We start from the raw sequence: 12,201 nt of genomic DNA, 5'->3' as shown, positions 1-12,201 counted from the left end.
ACTCCGGAACGCATGGATTGCGTCGGAGCCAAAGTTGCAAACGGGCGGCCACGCTTAACCCTACGTTAAGCCAAAATGCTGCATCGTTTTGAAGCATTCCCCAGATCCGTCAGGACAGGGCGGCACGGCGCCGGCCGGGCGTCGTACGCCCCGTCGTACCGAGGCCGCACCGCGATGCCCACGCCATCGATCTTCAGCTCTCGCGGCGACGGCCATGTCGACCCGCGAAGCCTGCTCTCATCGATCGGCGAAGTCGTCTACACCTGGGACATCCAGAATGACGGGCTGAAATGGGGCCCGAACGCCACCGACGTCCTCGGCCCGCTTCCAGAGACTGCGATGACACGCGGCCTCGCCTTTGCCGGCCTTGTCGAGCCCGGCAGCGGCCCCAGCCGCTATGACGCGGTCTTCTGCTCCAGCGAGCTCGATGCCGGCGACGGCGTGGTCTATCGCACGCGCTATGCCGTCGACCTCGCCGGACGAAAGATGTGGGCAGAGGATTCCGGCCGCTGGTTCGCCGGCAGCGACGGCCGCCCCGCCCATGCGCGCGGCGTGCTGCGGCTCGAACGCGCCGCCCGCGCCGACGAACTGGCGATGCCAAGCGGCGAACTCTGCGATCGCTCGGCGCTGGTCGACAAGATCGGAGCGGCACTCACCGAACATCTGCCGGCCGAACGCCCGATCGTCGTCCTGATCGCGGCGATCGACGAGCTGGCGCGGCTGAACGACGATTTCGGCCATGAGGCGACCGACGAGATCATCGGCGTGGTGCAGGACCGGCTGCGCTCGGTGACGCGCCGGCGCGACCACCTCGTCCGCTATTCCGGCAATCGCTTCGCCATCCTGCTCACCGGCTGCCCGCAGGATCAGGTCGAGCCCGCCGCCCAGCGCTTCATCAAGGCCGTGGCTCAATCGGCCATCGAGACCGCGCGCGGCATCGCCCTCGTGCGCCTGCGTGTCGGGGCCGCGATGGCTCCGGCATTGACGAGCCATGCCGGCACATTGCTCGCAGCGGCCGAGAATGCGCTCGCCAGCGCCAAGGCAGGAGCGGTCGACACCGCCGTGCTCGCCAGGACCCGCCCGAATCGCGAACCTGCCGCCGGCCGGACAGGCCTCGACATCCAGGCCGTCGCCGCCTTGAACGAGCGCCGCGTCCAGCTTGCCCTGCAGCCGATCGTGCACGCGAAAACGCGCGAAGTGGCCTTCCATGAAGCGCTGCTGCGCGTCGGGCAGGGAAATGAGGGGCTGTTCTTCGCGCCTGCGGAGCTGATTCCGCTGCTTGAGCGCCGCGGCCTCGTGCGCCTGTTCGACCATCGCGTGCTCGAACTGGCAATCGACCTGCTCTCTCAGGATCCGGATCTGTCTCTCTCGATCAACGTCTCGCCGCGATCGCTCGCCGATCCCGAATGGCTCGACGCCTTCATGGGCTGCACCGGCGCCGCCCGCGGCGTCGCGACGCGGCTGATCGTGGAAGTGACGGAAACCGCCACCATCGAGGACCCGACCCGGGTGGCAAAGCTGCTTGGCCGCATCAAGGATCAGGGTGCGCGCATCGCGATCGACGATTTCGGCGCCGGCCACACCTCGCTACGTCATCTGCGTGCCTTCCCCATCGACATCCTGAAGATCGACGGGGCCTTCACGCAGAATCTGCGCCGCTCGACCGATGACCGATTCTATGTGCGCACGCTGGTCGATCTCGCCCGCCATCTCGGGGTCGAGACGGTCGCGGAATGGGTCGACGACGACCTCCAGGCGCGCATGCTAAATGATTGGGGCATCAGCTATCTGCAGGGCCATCTAGTCGGCAAGGCGCAGCTATGGCCGGTCGCGCAACCGCGCCAGCGCGCCGCCTGCTGAAGCAGGCCATATGAACGGGCGTCATTTTCTCGGGCCTAATAAAGCGTAGACCCGAGAATCTCTTTTCAGGAGATGCTCGGGACGAGCCCGAGCATGGCCACCTGCCCTCACTTCGTCTTGGCGAGCTTGTCCAGCCGGTCGCGCATCTCGTTGAGCTCGCGCTTGAGGTCGCCGAGATCGTCGCCCTTGGCGGCACCCGCTGCACCCTCTTCCTTCGCCTTGGCGGCAGCAGCCGCTGCGAAGGGATTGAACACGCGGAAAGCCTCCGTGAACATCGCCATATTGGCGCGCGTCTGCGCCTGGATCGCATCGAGCGCCCCGCCGCCGCCGAAGGCCGCGCCCCCGAAGGCCTTGCCCATCTGCTCGCGGAACTGATTCTGGTCCTTGGTCAGATGGTCCATCGAGAATTCGAGATAGCGCGGCACCAGCGCCTGCATGCTGTCGCCGTAGAAGCGGATCAGTTGGCGCAGGAAGGCGATCGGCAGGAGGTTCTGCCCGTCCTTGGCCTCTTCGTCGAAGATGATCTGGGCCAGCACCGAGCGGGTGATGTCGTCGCCCGATTTGGCGTCGTAGACCACGAAATCCTCACCGCCGCGTACAAGACCTGCAAGGTCTTCGAGCGTGACATAGGAGCTGGTGCCCGTGTGGTAGAGACGCCGGTTGGCGTATTTTTTGATGACGGTCGGTTCTTTATCGTTGGCCATCAGATCCTGCATGACGTTTGCCCGCGCCCTGCCTGCGAAAATCGCGACAGAGCTTAACGGAACGGTCTCCCTGGGCAGGACGATAGCCTGTCGGTGCTGCGCCGCAAGTTTTTTGAGCGTGCGGTGCAAAAACCCGCCCGAATTGAGGCGGAAGCTGCCCGGCTTCACGGCAACCCACAGCCAATCCGCCGCGATCTCAGGCAGCGCCGCGCCTTTCGCCTCACTTGACGCAAGGGCTTGGGCCTTCGAAGGTGGCGATCGAAACAGTCGGTCCGGCGCGAGAGCGGACCGCCACGACAACAGCGAGGAACTCTCCAATGGCTGATACCGATATCGTCATCGTCGGCGCGGCGCGGACCGCGGTCGGCGCCTTCAACGGCGCCTTCGCCAACACCCCCGCTCACGAGCTCGGCGCCGCCGCGATCAAGGAAGCGCTCGCCCGCGCCAAGGTCGATCCTGCCGATGTCGACGAGCTCATCATGGGCCAGGTCCTGACCGCCGGTCAGGGCCAGAACCCCGCCCGCCAGGCCGCCATGGCCGCAGGCATTCCGCAGGAGGCCACCGCCTGGGGCCTGAACCAGCTCTGCGGCTCCGGCCTGCGCGCGGTCGCGCTCGGCCTGCAGCAGATCGCCAATGGCGACGCCGATATCGTCGTCGCCGGCGGCCAGGAATCGATGTCGATGTCGCAGCACGCGGCGCATCTGCGCAACGGCACCAAGATGGGCGACACCAAGTTCATCGACACGATGATCAAGGACGGCCTCTGGGACGCCTTCCACGGCTATCACATGGGCACGACCGCCGAGAACGTCGCGACCAAATGGCAGATCAGCCGCGAGGAGCAGGACGCCTTCGCCACGAAATCCCAGAACAAGGCCGAGGCCGCCCAGAAGTCCGGCAGGTTCAAGGACGAGATCGTTCCCTTCACCGTCTCCGGCCGCAAGGGGGACGTCATCGTCTCCGACGACGAATATCCGCGCCATGGCGCCACCGTCGAGGCGATGGCCAAGCTCCGCCCCGCCTTCTCGAAAGAGGGCACCGTAACCGCCGGCAACGCCTCGGGCATCAATGACGGCGCTGCCGCTCTCGTCATCATGAGCGCCAAGGAAGCCGCCAAGCGCGGCCTGAAGCCGCTCGCGCGCATCGCCGGCTGGGCAACGGCCGGCGTCGATCCCGCGATCATGGGTACGGGCCCCATCCCCGCGACCCGCAAGGCGCTGGACAAGGCCGGCTGGAAAGTCTCGGATCTCGATCTGGTAGAAGCGAACGAGGCCTTCGCGGCGCAGGCCATCGCGGTCAACAAGGATCTCGGCTGGAACACCGATATCGTCAACGTCAATGGCGGCGCGATCGCGATCGGCCACCCGATCGGCGCTTCGGGCGCCCGCGTGCTGGTGACGCTGCTGCACGAGATGGAGAAGCGCGACGCCAAGAAGGGTCTCGCGACCCTGTGCATCGGCGGCGGCATGGGCGTGGCGCTCGCGGTCGAGCGGGCCTGAGCTGAAATGGCGCGGCAGACGACGCTCTACCGCTATCTGACCGGACCCGATGACGCCGCATTCTGTCATCGGGTCTCGGAAGCCTTGAGCCAGGGCTGGGTGCTCGAGAGCCGGATCGTTTCAGGCCGGACGGCCTGAAACGTGAATCCGCCTCTCAAATTAAACATCGAGAGCATGATGTCGTCCGAAAACCGCTTCGCACTTTTCGGCATCGTGCTCTTGGACACCCCACCCTGACCTTCGACGCGAAGTCGCAGCGCGTGGTCTGCGGGCAAGCCATCATCAAGGACGTGGACGGCCCATATCGGCCGGACATGAAACTGTCAGAAGAATAGCGCGGCGATCACGCCGCCTAGAGGGAGAAAAGGGCTATGGCTAAGGTCGCGTTGGTAACTGGGGGAACACGCGGCATCGGTGCCGCAATCAGCCGGGCTCTGAAGGAGGCCGGCCATACGGTCGTCGCCAGCTATGCCGGCAACGACGAGGCGGCCGCGAAATTCAAGGCCGAGACCGGCATACCCGTCTATAAATGGGATGTCGGCGATTATGACGCCTGCGCCGCCGGCATCGCCGCGGTCGAGGCGGAGAACGGCCCGGTCGATATTCTGGTCAACAATGCCGGTATCACCAAAGACGGGTTCTTCCACAAGATGAGCAAGGACCAGTGGTCCGCGGTCATCCGCACCAATCTCGATTCGCTGTTCAACATGACCCGGCCGGTGATCGAGGGCATGCGCGCCCGCAATTTCGGCCGCATCATCGTGATCTCCTCGATCAACGGCCAGAAAGGCCAGATGGGGCAGGTGAACTACTCCGCCGCCAAGGCCGGCGATATCGGTTTCGTCAAGGCGCTGGCCCAGGAGAACGCCAACAAGGGCATCACGGTCAACGCGATCACGCCGGGCTATATCGGGACCGACATGGTCGCCGCCATGCCGGAGGAGGCGCTGAAGCGCGTCGTCGCCGGCATTCCCGTCGGCCGTCTCGGCAAGCCCGAGGAAATCGCCCAGATGGTGGTGTTCCTCGCCTCCGACCACGGCGCCTTCGCCACCGGCGCGACCTTCGCCGTCAATGGCGGGCAGTACATGGCCTGAACCGAACGGTCTGCCGGCGGAAACCCCGCCGGCAGTCGTCCTGTCATCAGCTGCGCAGGCCCGGCGCCTCCTGGCCGGTGCGCGCGACATATTCGGTATAGCCGCCGCCATAGGCGTGAATGCCCTCGGGCGTCAGCTCCAGCAGCCGGTTGGACAGGGCGGCGAGGAAGTGGCGGTCATGGCTGACGAACAGCATGGTGCCCTCATATTGCGAGAGCGCGGTGATCAGCATTTCCTTAGTGGCGATGTCCAGATGGTTGGTCGGCTCGTCGAGCACCAGAAAATTCGGCGGGTCGTAGAGCATCTTCGCCATCACCAGCCGCGCCTTCTCGCCGCCCGACAGAACGCGGCAACGCTTCTCGACATCGTCGCCTGAAAAGCCGAAGCAGCCGGCGAGCGAGCGCAGCGAACCCTGCCCGGCCTGCGGGAACGAATCCTCCAGCGACTGGAATACGGTGCGGTCGCCATCCAGCACCTCCATGGCGTGCTGGGCGAAATAGCCCATCTTGATGGTGCCGCCGAGCGCGACCGTCCCGGTATCGGGCACCGTCGCGCCCGTCACCAGCTTCAGCAGCGTCGATTTGCCGGCGCCATTGATGCCCATCACGCACCAGCGCTCCTTGCGGCGCACCTGGAAATCGAGCCCCTCATAGATGCTGCGGCTGCCATAGGCTTTGTGGACGTTCTTGAGCGTGACCACATCCTCGCCCGAGCGCGGCGCCGGCTGGAATTCGAACGACACGGTCTGGCGGCGCTTGGGCGGCTCGACCCGGTCGATCTTGTCGAGCTTCTTCACCCGACTCTGCACCTGCGCCGCATGCGACGCCCGCGCCTTGAAGCGCTCGATGAAGTTGATCTCCTTGGCGAGCATCGCCTGCTGGCGCTCGAACTGGGCCTGCTGCTGCTTCTCGGCAAGCGCGCGCTGCTCCTGATAGAACTCGTAATTGCCGGAATAGGCAGTCAGCGAACCGCCATCGATCTCGACGACCTTGTTGACGATGCGGTTCATGAACTCGCGATCATGCGAGGTCATCAGCAATGCGCCGTCATAGCCCTTGAGGAACTCTTCCAGCCAGATCAGGCTTTCCAGGTCGAGATGGTTGCTCGGTTCGTCCAGCAGCATCGCATCGGGACGCATCAGCAGGATGCGGGCAAGCGCGACGCGCATCTTCCAGCCGCCCGACAGGGCGCCGACATCGCCGTCCATCATCTCCTGGCTGAAACCGAGTCCCGCCAGAACCTCACGCGCCCGGCCATCGAGCGCATAGCCGTCGAGCTCCTCGAACCGGCCCTGCACCTCGCCATAGCGGGTGATGATCTCGTCCATGTCATCGGCGCGGTCGGGATCGGCCATCGCCGCCTCCAGCTCGCGCAGTTCGGCCGCGACGGTGCTGACCGGCCCGGCGCCATCCATGACCGCCGAAACCGCGCTGACGCCCGCCATGTCGCCGACATCCTGGCTGAAATAGCCGATGGTGACGCCGCGATCGACGCCGACCTGCCCCTCATCGGGCTGCTCCTGCCCGGTGATCATCCGGAAGAGCGTCGTCTTGCCGGCACCATTGGGACCGACGAGACCGACCTTCTCGCCCTTCTGCAGTGCGGCGGACGCTTCGATGAAGACGATCTGCTGGCCGTTCTGCTTGCTGATGTTTTCGAGCCGTATCATGCGTATGCGAGACCTTTGAAGGATGTCCCGCGGCAATAAGCCATGGGCGGCGTCCACGAAAGGGTGCGACCGCGAATGATTCGGCTCCCGCCTGCGGCGCAATGACCTCCGCTCGGGGCTGAGACGCGTCTCTCGGCCCTCGACAGGAGGGCAGACACGTCGCAATCTCGCCCTCTCCAGGGAGGCGGAGATGGCCGATAGCCTTGCCCCGTTGATCGCAGAGTTTCTGGCATGGCTCGAGCGCGAGCCCCGCAGCTATGGCGAGGTGATGGACGCCTGGCGGACATCCTGCCCGCGCCTCACGGTATGGGAAGACGCCATCGATCTCGGCCTGATCGCGCGGCAATCGAAGGAGGGGGATGTCCTCATCGCCCTGACCGAGCGGGGCCATGCGTTTCTCGCCGAATACGGCAAGCGGTTGCCCGGTGCCCCACAGCCTGAACCAGCGAACGGAGCCACGGCGCTGCAATGAAGATCACGATCCTCGACGACTATTTCGACACGCTGCGCACGCTGCCCTGTTTCGAGACGATCGCACGCTACGCCCCCTCCATCTGGACCGACCACGTCCAGGACGATGACGCGCTCATGGAGCGGCTTGCCGAGACCGAAGTGCTCGTGCTGATCCGGGAGCGCACTAAGATCCGCCGCTCCCTGATCGAGCGCCTGCCGAAGCTCCGCCTGATCAGCCAGCGCAGCGTCTACCCGCATATCGACATCGACGCCTGCACGCAGCGCGGCGTCCTCGTCTCGTCGAGCCTGCATGCGGACACGCCCTCCTATGCGACCTCCGAATTGACCTTCGGCCTCATCCTCGCCGCATTCCGGCAGATTCCGCAGCAGGTCGCCTCGCTGAAGGCCGGGCAATGGCAGTTCGGAATTGGCGAAACGGTGCGGGGCAAGACGCTCGGCATTTTCGGCTATGGCCGGATCGGCAAGGCCGTCGCCGACTATGCCCGCGCCTTCGGCATGGAGATCGTGGTCTGGGCTCGCCCCGCCTCGCTGGAAAAGGCGAAGCAGGACGGCTACGCGATCGCAGACAGCAAGTCCGCGTTCTTCGCACGCTGCGACGTTCTCTCGCTGCATATGCGGCTGGTGGAGGCGACGCGCGGTATCGTCACGGCCGCCGATCTCGCTGCGATGAAACCGACCGCGCTGCTGGTCAATACGAGCCGCGCCGGCCTGATCGAGCCCGGAGCGCTCGTGACGGCCCTTCGGGCGGGTCGACCCGGCCGGGCCGCGATCGATGTCTACGAGGAGGAGCCGCTGCGCGACCCGGCTCATCCCCTGCTCAACCTGCCCAATGTGCTGTGCACGCCCCATATCGGCTACGTCACGAGGGACGAATACGAGCTCCAGTTCAGGGACATCTTCGACCAGATCGTCGCTTATGCCGAAGGCCACCCGACCAACGTCGTCAATCCCGACGCCCTGGCCAACCGGCGCTGAAGAGACGCGCTGCATCCGCGCGGGCAAGCATGGGCAGAAGGCCGGCGCTCTGATATCGGCTTGAGCGACGCCCTCCTTGCGATTGCCGGCCTGCCATGACCTCTCGCACCGCTACGCTCATCGGCTTCTGCGCGATCCTGCTCTGGTCGACGCTGGCGCTGTTCACCGCCATGTCGGGCCGCGTGCCGCCTTTCCAGCTCGTCGGCATGACCTTCGTCATCGGCGGCCTGCTGATCCTCGCGATCACTGCCGCGCGCGGCGAATTGCGCCGGGTGATGCCGACGCCCGCCTCTTTCGCGCTCGGCCTCTACGGCCCGTTCGGCGACACCGCTCTCTATTATGCCGCCGTGAAGACCGCCCCGCCGGCCGAGGCCAACCTGATCCACTATCTCTGGCCGCTGCTGATCGTGCTGTTCGCGGCGCTACTGCCGGGCGGCGGGCTGAAGCCGCGCCATCTGATCGGCGCCCTGATCGGCCTTGCCGCCACCGCTATGCTGATCTCGGGAGGCATCGGTTCCGGTGGCGGCCTCGCGCTCGGCCATGTGCTGGCGGCGCTGGGCGCCTTCGTCTGGGCGAGTTACTCGGTGGCCTCGCGCCGCTTTTCCCATGTGCCCTCGGAAAGCCTCAGCGTCACCATGCTCGGCTGCGCCGTGCTGGCCTTCGCCTGTCATGTCGCCTTCGAGACGACGCTCTGGTCGCTGACCCCGATCGAATGGGGCGGGGTGCTGGGCCTGGGTCTCGGCTCGATCGGGCTGGCCTTCGTCGTCTGGGACATCGGCATGAAGCGCGGCGATGTCGCGTTGCTCGGCGTCGCCTCCTACGCCGCGCCGGTCCTGTCGACGCTGGTGCTGGTCATCGCCGGCTACGCCCCGGCAAGCTGGCTGCTCGCCGCCTCCTGCCTGCTGATCGTAGTTGGCGCGCTGGTCGCGAGCATGCCGAAGCTGGGCAAATCCTCCTGAGCCGAATTTCGATAAACGCGCCGTCATCCCGGCCGCAGCGCAGCGGAGAGCCGGGATCCATCGTAGAGTGCAACGCCCTCCGATGGATCCCGGATCGGCGCGGCTATCGCCGCTTGTCCGGGATGACGGCGCGGTTGCTGCCAGTCACCGTCAGACCAATGACGCCGCTGCTCAGTTCCGCCTGAGCAGCCGCTCGAGATAGTCGAGTTCCTCCGTCGGCCGGGTCGGATCGCCCAGCCTGCGGCGCAGCTCTTCGAGAATGCGCCGCGCCCGCTGCGTCGCGCTTTCATCGGCGCCGGGAACGCGCACGCGGCCATCAGCCCAGTCGCGCTGACGCTGCGGCCGCCCGAGCGGATCCTCGCGGCCACGCTGTTGCGCCGAAGGACGGCCCGATGGCTGGCCATCGGGCTCGCCGAAGGCGCCCTCCGTGCCGTCGCCCTCGCCGGGCTGACCCTGCATCTGCTGGGCCATGCTCTGGCCCCCGCGCCGCAGCGCATCGAGCGCCCGGCCCTGCGCATCGAGCGCGCCTTCGCCCTGCCCCTGTCCGAGCTGGCCTTCGGCATCCTTCATCGCATCCTCGGCCTCGCCGAGTTCGCCCTGCTGCGGTGCGCCCATGCCGCGCATGCGCCGCTGCAGCTCCTGCAACCGCTCGCGCAAGGCCTGCTGGCGCTCCGACAGGCCCTGCTGTCCTTGCCCCTGCTGTCCTTGCCCCTGCTGGCCTTCGCCCTGCTCGCCATCCTCACCCTCGCCCTGCTCGCCGGGCTGCTGCCCCGGCTGCTGGCCGCGCTGCCCTTGCTGGCCCTGCTGCCGCTGGCCGGGACGTGCCTGCTGCTGGCCGGGCCTGCGGCCCTGCTGCGTCCGGTTCTGGCGCTGCTGCTCCTGCTGGAAGGTCTCGTCGCGCAGTTGCTGCTGATCGCGCGTCATCCTGTCGAGATCGCCCAGCGCCTGGTTCATCTCGCGCTGGCGCGGGTCCTGCTGGCCCGGACGCGCCATCTGGAGATTGTTGAGCATCTGGTTGAGCTGTTCCATCAGCCGCTGCGCCTCGGCCATGTCGCCGCGCTTCGAGAGCTCCTCGATGCGGTTGAGCATGTTCTGCAGGTCGCGCGGCGTCACGGTGCGGAAATTCTCCGGCAGCTGCGCCTGATTCTGGTCGCCATTCTGCTGCTGGCGCTGCATCTGCTCGGCAAGCTGGCGCATGAACTGGTCGAGCGCGCGGCGCATATCCTCGGTGAGCTTCTTGATCTCCTCCTCCGAGGCCCCGCGCTCGAGCGCCTGCTGGAGGTTCTCCTGCGCTGCCCTGAGCGCACGTTCCGCATCGGACAGGTCGCCATCCTCGAGCTGGAGCGCCATCGCCCACATCAGCTCGGACACCTCACGCAGCTGGTCGTCGCTGGTCGAACGGCGCAAACGCTCCGAGAGCATGCGCATGCCCAGATAGACGCCGGTCTCCTTCATGAACATGTCGGGCTCGATCAGCAGCGCATCCATCGCGAGCTGGACCTTGCGGCGGTCGTCGACATCCATGACCAGCTTGCGACGCTGCTCGACCAGGGCCTTGGCCAGCGGCTTGACGAAAGTGCGCTGCGGCAGCGTGACCTCGACCGGCTCGCTGCGGCCCTCCTGGCCGGCCTCGTCACGCGCGACCAGCGTCATCCTGACCTTGGCGCCGGCCCAGGGATGCGCCGAGAAATCGACGGTGCTCCTGATCTCCTCATCGCCCGAAGGTGAAGACGGTACGCTGAGGCTCTGCTTGGGCGGTTCGACCAGCGAGCGGCCGGTAGATGGCGGGCCGGAGCGCGCGACATTCACCTCGACGGAGGCGATTCCGTAATCATCCTTGGCGGTATAGGCGAGCCCGAGCCCGCCCGACTGGGCGCCCGTGATCGGCTTGGGCGGCTCGCTGAAGCTGACCTGCGGCGGCTGGTCGGCAATGGCGGTGATGCTCAGCGTCGCATGCGGCGCGCCGCTGCCGGTGAGCCTGAGCGTGCCGTTTCCGGCAAGCGTGAAGCGCTTCTCCAGCACGGCCGGCACATCGCCTGCCGAGGCCGGTTTGGCCTCCGTCTTGCCGTCTAACTTGCCGTCCTTGGCCTCGGCCGGCGGCAGCACATCGAGCCGCCCGGTTGTCGCGACATCCATATTGGTCTTGCCGGCGATGCGAACGACGACGGTCGATTTCTCGGGCACGCTGATATGCGGGCTCGCCAGCCTGCCGAAATCGACCAATATCGGCGGCAGGCGCGTATAGCCGGGCGGGTCGATCCAGGCATCGACCCGGACGGCCGGCGCCGGCAGGGACGGACCGCGCCAGTCGAAGGCGGCGCGCAGGCGCGGCATCGCCTCGTGACCTGCGACGAAAAGGGCCGTGACAGCCGCCAGCAGCGGCACGGCGCGCAAGGCGCGGCGGTCCCGCCCGGCCATGCGCGGTTGCGGCGCGGCGACCGAGAGCCCGGCGACCTGCCGGCTCTGGCGCTCGACATGGAGTTTCCACAAAGCCTGCGACACCGGATCGCCCGAACCGACGGCGAGACTGTCCTCCAGCGCCGAGGCCGGCCGGTGGCCGCCCTGCAACGACTGGTCGAGCCGCGTCAGCGCATCGCGATGCGTCGGCAGCTGCATCCGGGCGATATGCCAGACGCTGGCGGCGAGCGCGCCGAGGAACAGCACGACGCCCAGCGCCCGCCCTTGCCAGGGCAGATGCGTCCACAGGCCGAACCATGAAATCGCGAGAAAGCTCAGGACAATGCCGAGCGGCAGCCACAGCCGCGGCCAGAGGCGCTCCCAGCCCAGCGAGACGCGTGAAGCCAATGCAAGGCGAGCAAGCCGTTGCCGGATGCCGTCGATCGGATCTGGCGCCTTGCGGCGCTGCGCCTCATTCATGCCGTCGCTCCGAGCCGCCCCCACGCCGCTTGGACAAGTGCCACCTGTGCATCGCCCGTCCGACAGAGGCTAGCACGGGAATGTGGCAAG

9 protein-coding genes and 1 pseudogene are annotated in these 12,201 nt (G+C 66.7%); 7 read left to right on the top strand and 3 right to left on the bottom strand.

All coding sequences use genetic code 11. The features are described from left to right. Positions 1 to 174: 174 nt before the first annotated feature. The gene (locus tag C4S73_RS15570; protein WP_160115795.1) at positions 175 to 1,860 is read left to right on the top strand and encodes an EAL domain-containing protein; all 1,686 of its coding nucleotides are present in this window, start codon (positions 175 to 177) and stop codon (positions 1,858 to 1,860) included. 107 nt (positions 1,861 to 1,967) lie between these two features. Here C4S73_RS15570 and phaR read toward each other — a convergent pair whose 3' ends face one another. Then, the gene (gene phaR, locus C4S73_RS15565; RefSeq protein ID WP_103873613.1) at positions 1,968 to 2,564 is read right to left on the bottom strand and encodes a polyhydroxyalkanoate synthesis repressor PhaR; all 597 of its coding nucleotides are present in this window, start codon (positions 2,562 to 2,564) and stop codon (positions 1,968 to 1,970) included. 317 nt (positions 2,565 to 2,881) lie between these two features. Between phaR and C4S73_RS15560 the strand changes: the two genes are divergently transcribed. From C4S73_RS15560 to phbB, 3 genes and pseudogenes are all read left to right on the top strand, one after another. Continuing rightward, positions 2,882 to 4,063 carry an acetyl-CoA C-acetyltransferase gene (locus tag C4S73_RS15560; RefSeq protein ID WP_103873430.1) on the top strand — a complete coding sequence of 394 codons (1,182 nt, stop codon included), beginning with the start codon at positions 2,882 to 2,884 and terminating at the stop codon, positions 4,061 to 4,063. 6 nt (positions 4,064 to 4,069) lie between these two features. Continuing rightward, a pseudogene (locus C4S73_RS15555) lies at positions 4,070 to 4,176 on the top strand (DUF1737 domain-containing protein); the annotation flags it as partial. Positions 4,177 to 4,434: 258 nt separating this feature from the next. Next, a complete protein-coding gene (phbB, locus tag C4S73_RS15545) occupies positions 4,435 to 5,157 on the top strand; it encodes an acetoacetyl-CoA reductase (protein WP_103873428.1) in 723 nt (240 codons plus the stop codon). A 46-nt stretch (positions 5,158 to 5,203) separates the two neighbouring features. Here the strand turns inward: phbB and C4S73_RS15540 are convergent, their stop codons facing one another. Then, positions 5,204 to 6,826 carry an ABC-F family ATP-binding cassette domain-containing protein gene (locus tag C4S73_RS15540; RefSeq protein WP_103873427.1) on the bottom strand — a complete coding sequence of 541 codons (1,623 nt, stop codon included), beginning with the start codon at positions 6,824 to 6,826 and terminating at the stop codon, positions 5,204 to 5,206. A gap of 190 nt (positions 6,827 to 7,016) precedes the next feature. Here C4S73_RS15540 and C4S73_RS15535 point away from each other — a divergent pair, with 190 nt between their 5' ends. From C4S73_RS15535 to yddG, 3 genes are all read left to right on the top strand, one after another. Next, positions 7,017 to 7,298 (top strand): hypothetical protein, encoded by a 282-nt coding sequence (locus C4S73_RS15535; RefSeq protein ID WP_200828027.1) that lies wholly within the window; start codon positions 7,017 to 7,019, stop codon positions 7,296 to 7,298. Further along, positions 7,295 to 8,275, top strand: coding sequence for a D-2-hydroxyacid dehydrogenase family protein (locus C4S73_RS15530; RefSeq protein ID WP_103873426.1), 981 nt, complete (start codon positions 7,295 to 7,297; stop codon positions 8,273 to 8,275). The genes C4S73_RS15535 and C4S73_RS15530 overlap by 4 nt, the downstream gene beginning before the upstream one ends. 95 nt (positions 8,276 to 8,370) lie before the next feature. Next, positions 8,371 to 9,234 (top strand): aromatic amino acid exporter YddG, encoded by an 864-nt coding sequence (yddG, locus tag C4S73_RS15525; RefSeq protein WP_103873425.1) that lies wholly within the window; start codon positions 8,371 to 8,373, stop codon positions 9,232 to 9,234. A 171-nt stretch (positions 9,235 to 9,405) separates the two neighbouring features. On the opposite strand, the gene C4S73_RS15520 is transcribed toward yddG, so the two are convergent. Further along, positions 9,406 to 12,111 carry a TIGR02302 family protein gene (locus C4S73_RS15520; RefSeq protein ID WP_103873424.1) on the bottom strand — a complete coding sequence of 902 codons (2,706 nt, stop codon included), beginning with the start codon at positions 12,109 to 12,111 and terminating at the stop codon, positions 9,406 to 9,408. Positions 12,112 to 12,201: the final 90 nt, after the last annotated feature.

Origin of the sequence: Allobosea lathyri (assembly GCF_900108245.1) — a bacterium.
GTDB classification, from domain to species: Bacteria; Pseudomonadota; Alphaproteobacteria; order Rhizobiales; family Beijerinckiaceae; genus Allobosea; species Allobosea lathyri.
This window is presented reverse-complemented; position numbering and strand designations above follow the sequence as displayed.